Origin of the sequence: Cellulomonas gelida, from assembly GCF_006538725.1 — a bacterium.
Taxonomy (GTDB): Bacteria; Actinomycetota; Actinomycetes; order Actinomycetales; family Cellulomonadaceae; genus Cellulomonas; species Cellulomonas gelida.
Map to the genome: position 1 here is coordinate 1 of NZ_BJLQ01000051.1, position 18,063 is coordinate 18,063.

The 18,063-nt window shown below is 73.1% G+C and carries 12 protein-coding genes and 1 tRNA gene; 12 read left to right on the forward strand and 1 reads right to left on the reverse strand.

All coding sequences use genetic code 11. The features are described from left to right. Window positions 1-62: 62 nt before the first annotated feature. The 6 genes from CGE01nite_RS15405 (at window position 63) to topA (ending at window position 8,088) form a co-directional block, all read left to right on the forward strand. Window positions 63-1,181 carry an ABC transporter ATP-binding protein gene (locus CGE01nite_RS15405; RefSeq protein WP_048342578.1) on the forward strand — a complete coding sequence of 373 codons (1,119 nt, stop codon included), beginning with the start codon at window positions 63-65 and terminating at the stop codon, window positions 1,179-1,181. Beyond that, complete coding sequence (locus CGE01nite_RS15410; protein WP_048342577.1) at window positions 1,178-2,155, forward strand: ABC transporter permease; 978 nt, start codon at window positions 1,178-1,180, stop codon at window positions 2,153-2,155. The genes CGE01nite_RS15405 and CGE01nite_RS15410 overlap by 4 nt, the downstream gene beginning before the upstream one ends. Window positions 2,156-2,157: 2 nt before the next feature. Next, window positions 2,158-3,150 (forward strand): ABC transporter permease, encoded by a 993-nt coding sequence (locus CGE01nite_RS15415; RefSeq protein WP_141371623.1) that lies wholly within the window; start codon window positions 2,158-2,160, stop codon window positions 3,148-3,150. Beyond that, window positions 3,147-4,253: an ABC transporter ATP-binding protein gene (locus CGE01nite_RS15420; RefSeq protein WP_048342575.1), complete on the forward strand. Its 1,107-nt coding sequence runs from the start codon at window positions 3,147-3,149 to the stop codon at window positions 4,251-4,253. Before CGE01nite_RS15415 ends, CGE01nite_RS15420 begins: the two co-directional genes overlap by 4 nt. Window positions 4,254-4,381: 128 nt before the next feature. Further along, window positions 4,382-5,296 carry a phosphatase PAP2 family protein gene (locus tag CGE01nite_RS15425; RefSeq protein ID WP_053071603.1) on the forward strand — a complete coding sequence of 305 codons (915 nt, stop codon included), beginning with the start codon at window positions 4,382-4,384 and terminating at the stop codon, window positions 5,294-5,296. A 77-nt stretch (window positions 5,297-5,373) separates the two neighbouring features. After that, window positions 5,374-8,088, forward strand: a complete 2,715-nt coding sequence (gene topA, locus CGE01nite_RS15430; RefSeq protein ID WP_141371624.1) for a type I DNA topoisomerase — start codon at window positions 5,374-5,376, stop codon at window positions 8,086-8,088. A gap of 112 nt (window positions 8,089-8,200) precedes the next feature. Here the strand turns inward: topA and CGE01nite_RS15435 are convergent, their stop codons facing one another. Beyond that, window positions 8,201-11,977, reverse strand: a complete 3,777-nt coding sequence (locus CGE01nite_RS15435; protein ID WP_141371625.1) for a CIA30 family protein — start codon at window positions 11,975-11,977, stop codon at window positions 8,201-8,203. A 258-nt stretch (window positions 11,978-12,235) separates the two neighbouring features. On the opposite strand from CGE01nite_RS15435, the gene CGE01nite_RS15440 reads away from it, so the two are divergent. The 6 genes from CGE01nite_RS15440 to CGE01nite_RS15465 all read left to right on the forward strand — a co-directional run bounded on the left by CGE01nite_RS15440 (window position 12,236) and on the right by CGE01nite_RS15465 (window position 17,991). Beyond that, window positions 12,236-13,240, forward strand: coding sequence for a Gfo/Idh/MocA family protein (locus CGE01nite_RS15440; RefSeq protein ID WP_141371626.1), 1,005 nt, complete (start codon window positions 12,236-12,238; stop codon window positions 13,238-13,240). Window positions 13,241-13,416: 176 nt separating this feature from the next. Beyond that, a complete protein-coding gene (tmk, locus tag CGE01nite_RS15445) occupies window positions 13,417-14,100 on the forward strand; it encodes a dTMP kinase (RefSeq protein ID WP_048342581.1) in 684 nt (227 codons plus the stop codon). After that, the gene (locus tag CGE01nite_RS15450; protein WP_141371627.1) at window positions 14,097-15,233 is read left to right on the forward strand and encodes a DNA polymerase III subunit delta'; all 1,137 of its coding nucleotides are present in this window, start codon (window positions 14,097-14,099) and stop codon (window positions 15,231-15,233) included. Before tmk ends, CGE01nite_RS15450 begins: the two co-directional genes overlap by 4 nt. 136 nt (window positions 15,234-15,369) lie before the next feature. Next, a complete protein-coding gene (locus CGE01nite_RS15455; RefSeq protein ID WP_229747295.1) occupies window positions 15,370-16,953 on the forward strand; it encodes an alpha/beta hydrolase in 1,584 nt (527 codons plus the stop codon). 171 nt (window positions 16,954-17,124) lie between these two features. Next, window positions 17,125-17,197: transfer RNA gene (locus CGE01nite_RS15460), tRNA-Thr, on the forward strand. A 380-nt stretch (window positions 17,198-17,577) separates the two neighbouring features. Next, window positions 17,578-17,991 carry a DUF2892 domain-containing protein gene (locus tag CGE01nite_RS15465; protein WP_141371628.1) on the forward strand — a complete coding sequence of 138 codons (414 nt, stop codon included), beginning with the start codon at window positions 17,578-17,580 and terminating at the stop codon, window positions 17,989-17,991. Window positions 17,992-18,063 lie beyond the last annotated feature (72 nt).

Here is an 18,063-nt window from a genome sequence, read left to right on the forward strand (position 1 = left end):
GGGGTGCCGGAGCTCCTCCTCCGGCACCCCGCGCCGCGGCCACGTCCCCAGGTGAACCCCTCATGCGAACCTCCCCCCACGGGTCCGACGAGCTCGTCGGCCCGCCCGACGCGCGTCGGCCCGGCCCCGACGCCGACGAGCCACCCGTCCTGCGCGCCGTCGGGCTGCGCAAGCACTTCCCGGTGCGCGGCCTGCGCAACCACGCGGTCGTGCACGCGGTCGACGACGTCTCGATCGACCTGCACCGCGGCCGCGTCGTCGCGCTCGTCGGCGAGTCCGGCTCGGGCAAGTCGACGATCGCGCGCCTGCTCGCGCAGCTCGTGCCCGCCACGAGCGGCCAGATCCTGCTGCACGGTACGGACGCCACGGCCACCGGCCGACGCGCGTTCGGCCGTTACGTGCGGCGCGTCCAGATGATCTTCCAGGACCCGTTCGGCTCGCTGAACCCGATCCACACCGTGCGCTACACGCTCACGCGCAGCCTGCGGATCCACCAGGGGCGCCTGCGCGGTGCCGAGCTCGAGGCGGCGCTCGACGAGCTGCTGACCCGCGTGCAGCTCACCCCACCGGCGCGTTACGTCGACAAGTTCCCGCACGAGCTCTCGGGTGGTCAGCGCCAGCGTGTCGCGATCGCGCGCGCCCTGGCCGCGGACCCCGAAGTGCTGCTGGCCGACGAGCCCATCTCGATGCTGGACGTCTCGATCCGGCTCGGCATCCTCAACCTGCTGCGCGACCTGCGCGACCGCCTGCACATCGCGATCCTGTACATCACGCACGACATCGCCTCCGCGCGCTACTTCGCGGACCGCACGATGGTCATGTACGCGGGGCGCGTGGTCGAGCAGGGCGACAGCGAGTCGGTGACGCAGGACCCCGCGCACCCCTACACGCAGCTGCTCATCAGCTCGGCGCCCGACCCGGACGACCTCGCGGCCCGGGCCCGCGGCGCACGCGGCGAGGCGCCGAGCCTCGTGCGGCCACCCGCGGGGTGCCGGTTCCACCCGCGCTGCCCGTTCGCGGTCGACCTGTGCCGCACCGAGGTCCCACCGCTCCTGCCGGTGAGCGACGGCCGCGAGGCCGCGTGCTGGGGGTACTCGCAGCGCGACGGCCGGCCCGAGGTCGGCTCGGTGCTCGAGGCCTACGGCGCGCGTCCGGGCGCGGCGGGGGAGGTGGACCGATGAGGTTCTTCGTCCGCCGCACGGTCTTCTACGCGATCACGTTCTGGGCCGCGATGACGATCAACTTCTTCATCCCGCGCCTCATGCCGGGCGACCCGGTCTCGGCGCTCATCGCCGCCAACCAGGGCAAGATCAGCCCGGACGCGATCGACGCGCTCAAGGCGCTGTTCGGGCTCGACGAGAACACGACCCTGTGGCAGCAGTACGTCACCTACTGGGCGCACCTGTTCCAGGGCGACCTCGGGATCTCGTTCTCCGGGCGTGAGCCGGTCGTCGACATCCTCGCGCGCTCGCTGCCGTGGACCATCGGGCTCGTCGGGATCGCGACGATCATCAGCTTCACGATCGGCACGCTCGCGGGCGTCGCGATCGGGTGGCGACGCGGCACGCGCGCGGACATCCTGCTGCCGATCTCGACGTTCTTCTCGACCGTCCCGTACTTCTGGCTCGCGCTCGTCGTGATCGCGGTGTTCGCCGTGCGGCTCGGGTGGTTCCCCGCGAGCGGGTCGTACGACCGCAGCATGGTCCCGAACCTGTCGTGGGAGTTCGTCGGCTCCGTCGTCTACTACGGCACGCTGCCCGCCCTGACGATCGTCGTGACGTCCGTCTCCGGCTGGATCCTGGGGATGCGCAACATGATGGTGACGGTCTCGTCGGACGACTACGTGACGGTCGCGCAGGCCAAGGGCCTGCCGGAGCGCACCGTGATGCTCGGCTACGCCGCGCGGAACGCGATCCTGCCGCAGCTGTCGAGCTTCGCGCTGTCGCTCGGGTTCATCGTCGGCGGGACGCTCGTCATGGAGACGGTCTTCTCGTACCAGGGCATCGGCTACCAGCTGCTCAAGGCGACGTCCGCCAAGGACTACCCGCTCATGCAGGGCTGCTTCCTGGTGATCACGCTCGCCGTGCTGTTCGCCAACGTCATCGCCGACTTCGCGTACGGCGTGCTCGACCCCCGCACGCGACAGGAGGGCTGACCGTGGCCGCCGAGCTCGTCACGACCGAGACCACGCAGGTCGGCACGGAGCAGACCGCCCCGACCGGCACCAAGCGGCGCTTCCTGTGGATGCGCAACACCAAGGCCCTCACGGGGTTCGGGATCCTCGCCTTCTTCGCCCTGATCGCGGCGATCGGGCCGTGGATCGCCCCGTACGACCCGGACGAGCGCTCGTCGGACCTGCTGCAGCCACCCTCGTGGGAGCACTGGATGGGCACCACGCACCTGGGGCAGGACGTCATGTCCCAGGTGATCCTCGGGACCCGGTCGGTGCTGCTCATCGCGTTCGTCGCCGGGTTCCTGGCGACGTTCATCGGCGTCGTCGTCGGCATCACCGCGGGCTACGTCGGCGGGTTCGGCGACGAGGGGCTGTCCGCGCTGTCGAACGTCTTCCTGGTGATCCCGCAGCTCCCGCTCATCATCATCATCGCGGGGATGCTGCCGTCGGCCGGCGGCCTGACCGTCGCCGTCGTCATCGCGATCACGGGGTGGGCGTGGGGCGCGCGCGTCCTGCGGGCGCAGACCCTCTCGCTGCGCAAGCGCGACTTCGTGGAGGCCGCCCGCGCGAACGGCGAGCGCACGTGGCGCCTGATCCTCGCCGAGATCCTGCCGAACCTGACCGCGATGATCGCCGCGGGGTTCGTCGGGACCGTGTCGTTCGCCGTGCTGTCCCAGATCACCCTGTCGTTCATCGGCATCACCCCCACCGACACGTGGAACTGGGGGACGGTCCTGTACTGGGCGCAGGCGCAGCTCGCGCTCCAGCGCGGGGCGTGGTGGTGGTACATGTTCCCGGGCCTGTGCATCGCGCTCGTCGGGATCTCGCTGACCCTCATCAACTTCGGCATCGACGAGTTCGTCAACCCGCGCCTGCGCAGCACCGGCCTGAATGCCAAGACCCTGCGCCGCCGCGGCATCCGCCCGCGCATCGGCTTCACGCCGGTCGTGCACGAGGCCAAGGAGGACCGCGCATGAGCGCGCAGCCCGTCTCGCCCGCCGCACCCCACGCCCGTGGCCGGGGCGCGGACCCCGTGCTGGAGATCCGGAACCTGTCGGTGGACTACGGGTACGACGAGCCCACGCACGTGCTGCGGCAGGTCTCGCTGACCCTCAACCGAGGCGAGGTGCTCGGCCTCGCGGGGGAGTCCGGGTGCGGGAAGTCGACCCTCGCGTACGCGGCGACACGGCTCCTCCCGCCGCCCGGCCTCATCACCGGCGGGGAGGTGATCTTCACCGACCGCGACGGCACGCAGCGCGACATCCTCACGCTCGACGACCGCGCGCTGCGCGCCTCACGCTGGCAGGACCTCGCGATCGTCTTCCAGGGCGCGATGAACTCGCTCAACCCCGTGCACCGGATCGGCCGGCAGATCGCGGACGCGATCACCGCGCACCGGCCCGGAATGAAGAAGCCCGAGGCGCTCGAGAAGGCCGCCGAGCTGCTCGACCTCGTCGGCATCAACCCGGACCGCGCACGCGACTACCCGCACCAGCTCTCCGGCGGCATGCGCCAGCGCGTGATGATCGCGATGGCGCTCGCGCTCGACCCGCAGGTCCTGATCATGGACGAGCCGACGACCGCGCTCGACGTGGTCATGCAGCGGCAGATCGTCGAGCAGATCGCCGACCTGCGTGAGCGGCTCGGGTTCTCGGTCGTGTTCATCACGCACGACGTCTCGCTGCTCATCGAGATCGCGGACCGCATCGCGATCATGTACGCGGGCGAGATCGTCGAGGACGCCGCCGCGCTGGACGTGTACCGCGCACCTCGCCACCCCTACGCCGACGGGTTGCTGCACTCGTTCCCGCCGCTGCGCGGGCCGCGTCGCGAGCTCGGCGGGATCCCCGGCTCGCCGCCCGACCTGGCGAGCCTGCCCACGGGCTGCCCGTTCCGGGACCGGTGCGCGCACGCGTTCGACGCGTGCGCCGCGATCCAGCCCGAGCTCGTCCCGAGCGCCGTCCCGGGCGACGACCCCGCCCGCCGTGTGGCCTGCCACCTGCACACGCCCGCCCTCGTCGAGGCCGCAGGGTTCAGCCCCCGCCTCCTCCCGCCGGCCCTCACCCACCCCGCCCCCTGACGGTCGTCCCGTGCCCGAGCGCCCACCGCACTCGCGTCGGCTGGTGCTCGGGGGGTCGTTGGGGCGGGTGTGTGGTCAGGACGTGGAGACGGCGGGGGTGGGGTGCTCGGGTGGCTTAGCGTGGGCGCGTGACGAGCACGACGACGACGCGACGGCCCGAGCGCGCCCGCGCCGGGGTGGTCACGGCGTGCGTGCTCACCGCCGTCGCCTGCATGGCGGGAGTGCTCGCGCTGTGGGGCGTGTTCGTGCGCACCGAGAAGGGTCAGCAGGTCGACGCGGCCGCGGTCGAGGGCGCCGCGTACGGGCAGACCGAGCTGTGGCGCGTCGCCGAGCGCGTGCTGGACGTCGTGTCGGTGTCCGCGATCGCGGTGGTGCTGCTGGTCGCGGTCGGGATCGCCGTGCTGCGCCGGCGGTGGGAGCTCGCGGTGCAGGTCGCGGTCGTCATGGGCGGGGCGAACCTCACCACGCAGGTGCTCAAGTACGCGGTGCTGGCGCGCCCCGAGCACGGCATCCCGATCGGCAGCCAGGCGAACTCGCTGCCCAGCGGTCACACGACCGCGGCGATGTCGATCGCGGTCGTCCTCCTGCTCGTCGTGCCGTCCCGGATGCGGCCGCTCGTCGCGGCGGTCGGCGCCGCGTACGCCGCCGCGACCGGCGTCTCGACGCTCGTCGGGCAGTGGCACCGGCCCTCGGACGTGATCGCGGCCGTGCTCGTCGTGCTCGGGTGGACCGCGGCCACGTGCGCGATCACGGCGCTGTGGCCCGCGCGGCTGTCGGAGGACGCGCTCGACGGACCGCCGCCGACGCCCCGCACGCTGCGTGGCACACTCGTCGCGCTCGGCTCGGTGGGCGCGTGCGCGGCCGTCGTCGCGGCCGTCGCGCTGTCGCGGACGTTCGCCGCGCTGCCCTCGGTCGAGACGCGTGACGAGCTGCTCACCGCCTACGCGGGCGGCGTCGCGGGAACCGTCGCGGCGTGCGCGTGGGCCTTCGCGATGAGCCTCGCGCTGCGCCAGGGAGCGGGCCGACGATTGCGGAGCGCTTGACCGGGCGTCGTAGAGTCCCCAGACGGACGGCACCACTCGAACGGCCGAGTGGGCCGAGCACGAAGGAAGAGGCACGCATGTCGGCAGGGCGCAAGCTCGTCATCGTCGAGTCGCCCGCCAAGGCCCGCACGATCGCGGGGTACCTGGGCGACGACTTCGACGTGGAGGCGAGCGTCGGGCACATCCGTGACCTGCCGCAGCCCTCGGAGCTGCCGGCCGACATGAAGAAGGGCCCCTTCGGCAAGTTCGCGGTCGACGTGGACAACGGGTTCACCCCGTACTACGTGGTCGACTCGGACAAGAAGAAGAAGGTCGCCGAGCTCAAGAAGCTCCTCAAGGAGTCCGACGAGCTCTACCTCGCCACCGATGAGGACCGCGAGGGCGAGGCCATCGCGTGGCACCTGCTGTCCGAGCTCAAGCCCAAGGTCCCCGTCAAGCGCATGGTGTTCCACGAGATCACCCGCGAGGCGATCACCCGCGCGCTGGAGAACACGCGCGAGCTCGACGACCGCCTCGTGGACGCGCAGGAGACCCGCCGCATCCTCGACCGCCTGTACGGCTACGAGGTCAGCCCCGTGCTGTGGCGCAAGGTCCGCCAGGGGCTGTCCGCGGGTCGCGTGCAGTCGGTCGCGACGCGCCTCGTGGTCGAGCGCGAGCGCGAGCGCATGGCGTTCGTCGCCGCGGACTACTGGGACGTCACCGGCACGTTCGCGGTGGCCGACGACGACGAGCCCGCCTTCTCCGCGCGGCTGTCCGCCCTGGACGGCGTGCGCGTCGCCTCGGGCCGGGACTTCACCGACCGCGGCGTGCTCAAGAGCGAGGCGGTGCAGCTCGACGAGGCCGCCGCCACGTCGCTCGTCGCGGCGCTCGACGGCGCGGGCTTCGAGGTCCGCAGCCTCGAGACCAAGCCGTACACGCGCCGCCCGGCCGCGCCGTTCACCACCTCCACCCTGCAGCAGGAGGCGTCGCGCAAGCTGCGCATGTCCTCGCGGCAGACCATGCGCACCGCGCAGTCGCTGTACGAGAACGGCTACATCACCTACATGCGTACCGACTCGCCCGTGCTGTCGTCGCAGGCGATCTCCGCCGCGCGCCGCCAGGCGGCCGAGCTGTACGGCGCCGAGTACGTCCCGGACGCGCCGCGCGTCTACACCTCGAAGGCGAAGGGCGCCCAGGAGGCGCACGAGGCCATCCGTCCCGCGGGCGACCACTTCCGCACGCCGGCGCAGGTCGCGCGCGAGCTGTCGGGCGACCAGTTCCGGCTGTACGAGCTGATCTGGAAGCGCACCGTCGCCTCGCAGATGGGCGACGCGCGCGGGCAGACCGCCTCGGTCCGCCTGGGTGCGGTGGCGTCCGACGGTCGCGACGCCGTGTTCTCCGCGTCCGGCACGGTCATCACGTTCCGCGGCTTCCTCGCCGCGTACGAGGAGGGTCGCGACGTCTCGCGGTACGACGACGACGCGGCGCCGGCCGACGAGAAGGACGCGCGCCTGCCCAAGATGGAGCAGGGCGACCCGCTGACGGGCCGCGACCTGGCGGCCGACGGCCACCGCACCTCGCCGCCGCCGCGCTTCACCGAGGCGTCGCTCGTCAAGGCGCTCGAGGAGCGCGGCATCGGCCGACCGTCGACGTACGCGGCGACGATCTCCGTGATCCAGGACCGCGGCTACGTGACGAACCGCGGCCAGGCGCTCGTGCCGTCGTGGCTCGCGTTCGCGGTGACGCGCCTGCTCGAGGAGAACTTCGACTGGCTCGTCGACTACGACTTCACGGCCGAGATGGAGCAGGACCTCGACGCGATCGCGGCGGGCGACAAGGACCGCGTGGCGTGGCTGACGCGCTTCTACTTCGGCGACGGCTCGGGCAGCACCGAGGGCGAGGGCCTGCGGGACCTGGTGGCGAACCTCGGCGAGATCGACGCGCGCGAGGTCAACTCGATCCCGATCGGCGACGGCATCACGCTGCGCGTCGGCCGCTACGGCCCGTACCTCGAGGACCCGTCGGTGCTGGGCGAGGACGGCAACCCGCGCCGCGCGTCGGTCCCCGAGGACCTCGCGCCCGACGAGCTGACGCCCGCCAAGGCGCGCGAGCTCATCGAGAGCGAGCCCGAGGGCGACAAGGTGCTCGGCACGGACCCGACCACGGGCACGACGATCGTCGCGAAGAACGGCCGCTACGGGCCGTACGTCACCGAGCTGCTGCCCGAGCCGGAGATCGACCCGTCGCTGTCCGCCGCGGCCAAGAAGAAGGCCCTGGCGGCCGCGCCGAAGCCCCGCACCGCGTCGCTGTTCAGCACGATGTCGCTGGACACGGTGACGATCGAGGACGCGCTCAAGCTCTTGTCCCTGCCGCGCGTGGTGGGCGTCGACCCCGAGTCGGGTGCGCAGATCACGGCGCAGAACGGCCGCTACGGCCCGTACCTGAAGAAGGGCACGGACTCGCGCACGCTGGCCTCGGAGGAGGCGCTGTTCTCGACGACGCTCGAGGAGGCGCTGGCGATCTACGCCCAGCCCAAGCGCGGGCGCGGGGCCACCGCGACGCCGCCGCTGCGCGAGCTCGGCGACGACCCGACGTCGGGCAAGCCGATCGTCGTGAAGGACGGCCGGTTCGGGCTGTACGTGACCGACGGCGTGACGAACCGGACCCTGCCGCGCGACGTGACGGCCGAGTCGATCACCGCCGAGCAGGCGATCCAGCTGCTCGCCGACAAGCGTGCGTCGGCCCCGGCCAAGAAGAAGGCCCCGGCCCGCCGCACGACGACGACGCGCAAGAAGGCCGCCACGAAGTCCTGAGACCTCCACGTCCTGAGCGCCTCGACGTCCTGAGCACCTCGACGTCCTGGGCACGCGGGCGTGACGACGCCCCGCCGGCAGCCCATCCGGCGGGGCGTCGTCGTCTGTGGGGTCAGCGCACGCGGAGGGTCGCCGCGTGGCTCGTCACGCGACCCTTCTCGTTCGTGACGACGACCCGGAACCTCGCCCCGGACAGGCCGGCCGATGCGCGTGTGGTGTACGACGAGCACGTCGCGCCCCGGACCTCGACCCACGTGCTGCGGCCCGGCGACTGCCGGTACCACTGGTAGGTCGGCGCCGGGTAGGCGTCGACGGTGACGCGGAAGGTCACCGCGGCGCCGCGCGCCACGGTTGCCGACGCCGGCTGCGACAGCAGGTGCGGCGCCTTGCGTGTGATCGTCACGGTGGCCGCGTCCGAGGTCGCCTGGCCGAGCGTGTTGGTGAAGACCGCGCGCACCTGCGCGCCGTCGAGGCTCGGGGTGAGCCGCAGCGCGAGCGTCGTGGACGTGGCTCCCGGGATCGGCTTCCAGGTCCCGTGGCGCGTGCCGCGGCGCTGCTCCCACCGGACCGTTGGGGCCGGCTGGCCCGAGGCCGCCGCGGTGAGGGTGACCGTGCTGCCGTGGGTGCCGCTCACGGACGTGGGCTGCGTCGTGACCGCGGGTGCCGCCGGGGCGGGCTCGTCGGGGAAGTCGCCGACGGACAGGTCGTCGACGAAGAACGACCCGGTCGCGGGCCGGGAGGCGTCCGCCTGCGTGGCCATGAGGATGACCTCGTTGACCTTCGCGAGCTGGGCCCGGGTGGGGCGCAGCGCCTGGTCGAGACCGTTCGGGTACGTCACGACGGCGTCGTCGAACGCCGCGTGCACGGTGCGCGCGGCGCCCGTGAGCGGCACCGGCAGGTCCCAGTACCAGTCGTCGCCCGTACCGTCGGCCGAGGCCGTGCGGAACCGCAGCGACAGCGACTGGCCCGAGCCGTTCGGGTCGACCCACGCGGTGATCCCGTCCAGGCCCGCCCACGAGTGCCCACCGAGCCAGCGCGACTCCTGCAGGTACGTGGTCGAGGTGAAGTCGTAGACGAACTCGCCCGCCTTCGACCCGCCGGAGCCCTTGCCGGGCGCGAGCGCCAGCTGCCAGCCGTCGCCCCACGCCTGCTCGGCGATGTTGCCCCACATGACCCGCAGGTCCGTGGTGGTGCCGTACGCGTCGAACGTGTCGAGGACCTCGGGCGTGCCGTCCGGGATCTCGGGCGCCCCGTCGCCGCCGACGACCGTGAGGTCGTCGACCCCGAACGTCCCCGCACCGCTCGTCGAGCTCGACGCGAGCACGAGCTCGTTGACGACCGCGAGGCGTGCGTCCGTCAGGGGGTCGGTGAGCTCGGGCGGCCAGGACGGCGCGAACGACGAGAACGGGATCTCGACCGCGTGCCACGAGGTGTCGGTCAGCGGGACCTGCGCGAGGTAGTAGCCGCCCGAGCCCGTGCCGATCTGGACCGCGAGCTGGTTGGCCGAGCCGTCGCCCTTGACCCGCAGCGACAGCGCGTCGCGGCCCGACCAGTCCTGCCCGCCGAGCCAGCGCGCGACGTCCTGCCAGCCGCCGTCCGCGTGGTCGTACGTGAACGCGAGCGCCTGCGCGCCCTGGCCCGCGTCCGTGGACAGCGCGATCCGGTCCGTCTTGGCGCGGTTGCCCCACGCGGCGTCGAACGCGGCCTCGTCGGCGTAGGACTCGAAGTCGTCGACGACGATCGGGTCGGCCGACGGCTCGGGGTCGACGTACTCGCCCTCGCCGCTGGCCTTGAGGTCGTCGACAAGGATCGACCCGGTCAGCGGCGCGGTGCCGCCCGCGTCGTTCACGTAGACGAAGACCTGGCCGACCTTCGCCAGGCGCTCCCACGTGAGGGTCGCCTCCGCGTTGGCGGTGTCCCACGGCGCGGGCGCGAAGGTGCTCCACGGCAGGTGCGCGACGTACGGGTCGTCGCCGGTGAGCGAGGGGTACGCCTCGAACGCGACACCGCCCGCCTGGACCTGGACGACGAGCTTGTGGCCCGAGCCGTCCGGGTCGATCCACACGTCGAGCTGGCCGAACCCCGACCAGTTCTGCGTGGGCGCGAACGACCGGCCGAAGCCCAGGTAGCCCGTGCGGGACGCGGGGAAGTCGTACGACAGGCGCGCGGCGTGGCCGGCATCGGGCGCGGACGCGTCGTGCGGCGCGAGCGTGAGGGCCGACGAGGTCGCGTTCGCCACCGTGTACGCGGCGCGCAGCGCGAGGTCGTCGCCGTAGCCCTCGAAGTCGTCGACGGTCCCGACCGGGAGCACCGGAGCCGCGCCGAGGATGAGCGAGACGGTGCTCGACAGGTCGTGGCCGCCGCCGGTCGCGGTCACCGTCGCCTGCACCGTGCGGTTCGTGAGGTTCTCCTCGCCGACGTCCCACGTGGCCGAGTAGTACCCGTCGGCGTCGAGAGTCAGCGCGAGCGGGTCGCCGCCCGCGGGCGTGAACGTCACGGAGTCCACGCCGGGTGCCGCGGTGAGCCGGGCGCGCACCGTCGTCGTCGCGGTCGTGACGCGCGCGCCGTCCGCGGGGGAGACGACCCGCAGGAACGGCTCCTGCGCGCCGGGGCTCGCGGCCAGGTCGAAGCGCGGTCCGGTCTGGCTCGCGAACACCGAAGCCTCGTCGTCGTACAGGGCCTGGAAGTCCGCGGCCATCTCGTGGCCGGCGTACGGGACGTAGATCTGCCCCGAGCCGAAGTTCGCCCACGTGAGCATGAACGCGACCTGGCCGGCCCTCGGGTCGGCCGTGAGCCCGTCGAGCAGCTGCGTGAAGAACGTGAGCGACTTGTTGCCCGTCGGCTGGATCGTGCGGTCGCCGTTGCGGCCGAACTCGGTGTACGCGGGGATCTTGCCGCGCTCGCGCGCGACGTCGACGACCATCGCCAGGTCGGTGACGGACGCGCTCACGTACGCCGACGAGTCGTCGGCCGCGTTCGAGCTCTCGTAGTTGTCGTAGCCCAGGACGTCGACCCACTGGTCGCCCGGGTACGTCTCGAGGTAGCGCGCGGAGTCGCCGTCGAACGAGCCGTTCGGCGAGAACGCGTACAGCAGGTTGTGCACGCCCTTGACGTCACGCAGGTACTCGACGGTGAACCGGAAGATCTCCTTGTACTCGCCGGTCGTCGCGTGCGCGGCGCCCCACCAGAACCACGAGCCGCTGTTCTCGTGGAACGGCCGGAAGACGACGGGCACGAGCGAGCCGTCGGGCCGCTCGGCGCTCTGCGCGGTGAGCGCGACGAGGTCGAGGTACGCGCGGTACTCGGCGTGGGTGTCGCCGCCCGGCAGGATGTGGCTCACGACGCGGCCGGCCGTGTCGTTGTAGGGCCCGCCGGTGACGAAGTTGGGCATGTGCGCCGAGAGCGTGACGACAGCGCCCAGCGCGTCGGCGCGCACGAGCTCGTCGGCCAGGGCGCGCGCGTTCTGCTCGCCGGTGTTCTCGTGCGTGCCAGGCTTCTCGTCGCCGCGCAGTGCGAGCGTGTCGAAGCCGAACACCCCGGGCAGGTCGCCCGTCACGTCGTGCACGTCGGACCGCAGCGGCTTGCCGTCCGGGCCGGTGACCGACGACGAGACGGACTCGTCGACCGCGTGCTGCTGGCCGAACAGGATGCCGCCGGACTCCTGGTCGCGCAGGTAGCGGAACAGGGCGCGGGTGTCGGCGGTGGCCTGCGGGTCGGAGATGGCGACGGTCTCCCCCTCGGGATCCGTGCTGGCGGCGGCGGTCGTGGCGGCAGCGGGCTCGGCGTGGGCCGTGGTGCTCGTGGCAGTGAGCCCCGCGAGGGCGAGCGTGGCGGTCGCGGCGAGCGCGAGGGCGCGGCGTGGTCCTGACTGGCGGCCGGGTCTGGTCATGGAGCTCTCCGTTGAACTGTCCGACGGGTGCGTCGGGATGACCGCTCGGCCCACGGGCGAGCCCGAGCAGACCGACGCTAACTAAATCAAGTAGGTAAAGAAAGTGCCTGACGGAAGACGAAACGGTACGGATCTGGCGGGGGCGACGACGTCGCTGGTGGGCCGGCGGTCCGTGGACGCGCCGGACCAGGGCGGTCGCTGCTCGTCGGGACCGTGCGCGCTTGCCGAGAGGCCGCACGTGCGCGCTACGTTGGCGCCATGGCTCGCACCGAGGACCCCCGCACCGCACCGTCGATCCGCTGGGGCATCCTCGGCGCAGGACGCATCGCCGGCGCCTTCGCCGACGCCGTCACGCAGCACACGCGGGCGCAGCTCGTCGCCGTCGGCTCGCGCCACCGCGACCGCGCCGAGCGGTTCGCCACCGCGCACGGCATCCCGACGACCCACCTCGGCTACGAGGCGCTCGTCGAGGACCCGCAGGTCGACGCGATCTACGTCGCCACGCCCCACTCCGAGCACCTCGAGCACGCCCTGCTCGCGATCCGTGCGGGCAAGCACGTGCTCGTCGAGAAGGCGTTCACCCGGAACGCTGCCGAGGCCGAGCAGGTCTTCACCGCGGCGCGTGAGGCCGGCGTGTTCGTCATGGAGGCGATGTGGACGCGGTTCCTGCCGCACGTCGCCGCGCTGCACCAGGTGATCGACGCGGGCGAGATCGGCGAGATCGTCAACGTGACCGCCGACCACGGCCAGCTCATGGCGTTCGACCCGACCTCGCGCCTGTACGACCCCGCGCTCGCGGGCGGCGCGCTGCTCGACCTGGGCGTCTACCCGGTCTCGTTCGCGCACGACCTGCTGGGCGCGCCCGACGCGGTCCTCGCCGCCGGGACGCTCACCGAGACCGGCGTCGACGGGCAGGTCTCGATCGTCCTGTCGTACGGCGCGCGCACGCAGGCCACGCTCTCCACGACGCTATGGGCCAAGACCCCGACCGTCGCGCTGATCTCCGGGACCGAGGGATCGATCGAGGTCGCCGGGCCGTTCTACACGCCGACCTCGTTCCAGGTCACGCGCGTCGACGGGCGTCGGTGGACGTTCGAGCAGCCGGGCGCCAAGGGGTTGCAGTACGAGGCAGCCGAGGTTGCGCGGCGCGTGGCCGCGGGCGACGTGGAGAGCCCGCGCATGTCGTGGCAGGGCACCCTCGAGGTCATGCGCACGCTCGACGAGGTGCGACGGCAGATCGGTGTGGTCTACCCGGGCGAGTGAGCCGGTCGGCCCTTCGCCGTCGCTCGTCGTCCTCGCCCGTCGTCCTAGCCCGCCGTCGGCGTTGCTCGTCGTCGCGAACGGTCGTCGTGCACGGTCGTCGTGCACGGTCGTCGTGCGGGTGCGTGGGTGGGGGCGGCTAGCCTGACGCCGTGACGAGTCCCGCCGGTCCGACGAGCCTGCCCGCACCAGCCGGTGGCGCCGAGCCGACCCTCCCCGGTGTCTTCGTGTCCTTCGAGGGCGGCGACGGCGCGGGCAAGTCGACCCAGGCGCGGCTGCTCGCGCAGTGGGCGCACGAGCACGGGCGCGAGGTGGTGCTCACGCGCGAGCCGGGCGGGACCACGCTCGGGCAGACCCTGCGGGACGCGGTGCTGCACGGCGAGCACGTCGACGCGCGCACCGAGGCGCTGCTGTACGCGACCGACCGCGCGCACCACGTCGCCTCGCTCGTGCGGCCCGCGCTGGCCCGTGGCGCGCTCGTCGTGACCGACCGCTACCTCGACTCGTCCGTCGCCTACCAGGGCTCCGGTCGCGACCTCGGGGCCGACGAGGTCGAGCGCCTGTCCCTGTGGGCGACCGGGGGTCTCCTGCCCGCGGTGACGGTGCTGCTCGACGTCGACCCCGACCTGGGCCGTGCGCGGCTCACCGGGAGCCCCGACCGGCTCGAGAGCGCGGGCGACGAGTTCCACCGGCGTACGCGGCAGGCGTTCCTCGACCGGGCCGCGGCCGAGCCCGGCCGCTGGCTCGTGCTCGACGGCACCGGCGACCCGGACTCGCTCGCGCAGGCGGTGCGGACGCGCGTGGCGCCGCTGCTCGGGCTCGCCGCGGACCGTGCCGCGGATGCGCGCGGGGGTGTGGCGTGAGCGTCTGGACGGGGCTCGTCGGGCAGGAGCCCGCGATCACCGAGCTGCAGCGCGCGATCGTCGACCCGCAGGCGATGACGCACGCGTGGCTGCTCACCGGCCCGCCCGGGTCCGGCCGCTCCAACCTGGCGCGCGCGTTCGCCGCGGCGCTGCAGTGCCCCCAGGGCGGGTGCGGCACGTGCCACGCGTGCACCACAGCGCTCGCGGGCACCCACCCCGACGTGACGGTGGTCGCGACCGAGGGCGTCAACATCCTCATCGACGCGGTCCGCCCGCTCGTCGAGCTCGCGCAGCGCTCGCCGTCGGAGGGGCGCTGGCGCGTGATCCTCGTCGAGGACGCCGACCGCCTCGTCGAACGCACGTCGAACCTGCTGCTCAAGGCCCTCGAGGAGCCTGCGCCCCGCACGGTCTGGCTGCTGTGCGCGCCGAGCCCGCAGGACGTGCTCGTGACGCTGCGCTCACGCTCGCGCTCCGTGGCGCTGCGCGTCCCGCCGGTCGAGGCGGTGGTCGAGCTGCTCGTGCAGCGCGACGGGATCGACCCGCAGGTCGCCGAGGTCGCAGCGCGTGCCGCCCAGAGCCACGTGGGGATCGCGCGCCGTCTCGCGAGAGACCCCGAGGCCCGACGACGCCGGGCGGACGTGCTCGGGGTGGCCGCCCGCATCCGCGGGGTCGGTGACGCGGTGCTCGCCGCGGGCGACCTCGTCGCGACCGCCCAGGCCGACGCGAAGGCCGCCACCGAGGAGCGCGACGCGGCCGAGCGCGCCGCGCTGCTGCGCACGCTCGGAGCCGAGGGCTCCGCGACGATCCCGCCCGCGCTGCGGACCCAGGTCCGTCAGCTCGAGGAGGACCAGAAGCGCCGCGCGACCCGCGCGCAGCGCGACGTCCTGGACCGGGCGATGCTCGACCTGCTCTCGCTGTACCGCGACGTGCTCGTCGTGCGGCTCGGCGCCGAGGTGTCGCTCGTGAACCTCGACCACGCCGAGACCGTGGGCGAGCTCGCCGCGACGTCGACGCCCGAGCAGACGCTGCGGCGCATGGACGCGATCGGCCAGGCGCGCACGCGGCTCGAGGGGAACGTCGCGCCGCTGCTCGCGGTCGAGGCGATGGCGATCGCGCTGCGCCCGCAGGGCTGAGGCGGCGACTGGCCCGGGCCGGGGCTGGGCCGCGCTGGGCGATCCGCTCGCCCGTCGTGTGTGGGTCTGGTGCCTCGTTGTCCACAATCGCTCGATCCGTGGCTGGGGACCTCGCCGGGCCGGTTACCGTGTCGGCGTGCTTCGTCCCACCGCGCGTCCTCACCCCGTGCGTCCTCGCCCCGTGCCCCGTCGGCGTCCGCTCGCGCGGCTGTCCGCGCTCGTCGCCGTCGTCGCGCTCGTCGTCGCCGGCTGCACCGCGACCACCGAGGAGCAGGCGCCGCCGCAGGTGGTGACGCCGGATGCGTCAAGTGCGCCGGACACCGCGCTGGAGCGGTTCTACGGCCAGGAGCTCACCTGGCAGTCGTGCGAGGACGACCTGCAGTGCGCGACGATCGACGTCCCGCTCGACTACGCCGCACCCGCCGGTGACACCATCAAGATCCGGCTGAACCGGCACCCCGCGACGGGCACCGAGCGACTCGGCTCGGTGCTGCTCAACCCCGGTGGCCCCGGCGGCTCGGGCTTCGACTTCCTGACCGACGCGCTCGACACCGTGAGCAAGGACGTCCAGGAGCACTACGACCTCGTGGGCTTCGACCCGCGCGGCGTGCAGAACTCGGACCCGAGGATCACGTGCTACTCCGCGCCGGAGATGGACACGCTGCTCGCCGCGGACGCGGACACGTCGACCCCCGAGGGCGTGCAGGCCGCGATCGACAGGTTCGCCGCCTTCTCCCAGGCGTGCCTCGACAACACCGGTCCGGTGCTCGGCCACGTCGACACCGTGAGCGCCGCACGGGACCTGGACGTCCTGCGCGCTGTCCTGGGCGACACCGAGCTGCACTACCTGGGGTTCTCGTACGGCACGCAGCTCGGCGCGACGTACGCGGCGCTGTTCCCGCAGCGGGTCGGCCGGCTCGTGCTCGACGGCGCGGTGGACCCGACGCTCAGCAGCGACGAGGCCACGTTCCAGCAGGCGGTCGGTTTCGAGAACGCGCTGCGCGCCTACGTCGCCGACTGCCAGGCAGGCAAGGCCTGCCCGCTGACCGGCGACGTGGAGGACGGGCTGACCCAGGTGCGTCGCCTGCTCGACCGAGCCAAGGCCGCGCCGCTGCCCACGGGCGACGACGACCGCCCGCTCACGCAGTCGCTCGCGTTCACCGGGATCGCGGTCACGCTCTACTCGCAGACGTTCTGGACGTACCTGACCTCCGCGCTCACCGCGGCGATCCGCAATGGCGACGGCTCGATCCTGCTCACGCTCGCCGACGCGTACTACGACCGGCAGGCCAACGGCACGTACGCCACCAACTCGACCGAGGCGTTCTGGTCGATCGGCTGCGCCGACTCCCGTGCGAGCGCGGACCTCGACGACATGCGGGCGCAGGCCGAGCGCATCCAGGCCGCCGCACCCACGGTCGGTGAGCTGTTCTCCTACGGCCCGATGCTGTGCGCGCAGTGGGCGGTTCCCGAGGTCGGCGGGCTCGAGGACTACTCGGCGCCCGGCGCCGCGCCCATCGTCGTCATCGGGACGACGAACGACCCCGCGACCCCGTACGCGCAGGCCGAGGCGCTCGCGGGCATCCTCGACTCGGGCGTCCTGCTGACGTACGAGGGCGAGGGCCACACGGCTTACGGCCGCTCGAACGACTGCATCACCAAGAACGTCGACGCGTACCTCATCGACGGCACGGTCCCTGCGGACGGCACACGCTGCTGACCTCAGCCGACCTCAGCCCTGACCGCTCGCTGACCTCGGGCCGACCTCCCTGGTCGACGGCGGTCCGGGGCTCGGTCGCGGACGGGATCGAGGTCACTGCGGCCCGCTTTGGAGACCCGGCACCCGTCCGGGTACAGTAGGCGCGCTCGCCGGACCGGCTGGTCCGACAGCGCCGCCTTAGCTCAGTCGGCAGAGCGTCTCACTCGTAATGAGAAGGTCAAGGGTTCGATTCCCTTAGGCGGCTCCCTCGAAGGCCCCCCACTCCGGTGGCGGGGCCTTCACCGTTTCCCGCAGGCCCGCACCCGCCGGGCTCAGACCCGGCCGGCCCGCACCTTGTCGGACCCGCACCAGGTCGGTCGACCGCGGCCTGACAGCGCCGACCAGCTCGTCGTGACGCGCGCACCAACGCGGCGAGGCTCGTCGGGCGCGCTCGGCTGGCCCACACCCGGCTGGCCCGCACCCGACTGGCCCGCACACGGCTGGCCCGCACCCGACTGGCCCGCACACGGCTGGCCCGCACCCGGCTGGCCCGTACCTGCTGGAGATGCGCCTGGTCGGCCCACGCCACGCCCGCGACGCCGAACGGCGCCGTGGGGCGGTGGGGTGGTCGGGGAGAATGGCGCCATGGCCGTCGGAGCTGAGCAGGGAAGTGGGTCGCGCGGATCCGTGCTGGGACGCGTGCTGCGGGACAGGGCGGTGCGCTCGGCGCTCGGCGCCGGGCTGGTGATCGGGCTGTCGGCGGTGTTCTCCGGCGGGCGGTACCCGTGGCCGTTCGCGGTGATCGGCGTCGTCTGGCTGGTCGCGACCGTCCTGCGCATCCGCGACGTGGTCACGGCCGCCCGCGCCGAGGAACCGGACACGCAGCAGGGCGGCGCGGAGGCGTCGCCGCAGCCCTCCGGGTCGGAGTCGCCTCGAGTGCAGCCGCCGGTCTCGTCAGGCGACGTCGAGGCCGAGGGCGCCGCAGCGGTCCTGGAGCCCGCCGTCGCGCTCGAGGGCGACGAGCCCGACCCGGGCGCAGACGGGCCCGCCCGCAGCTGACGCCCCCACCCTGCGACCCAGCGCTTGCTCAGGCTCTCGTGCGGCGTCGCCGGAGCAAGCGCAGTCTGACTC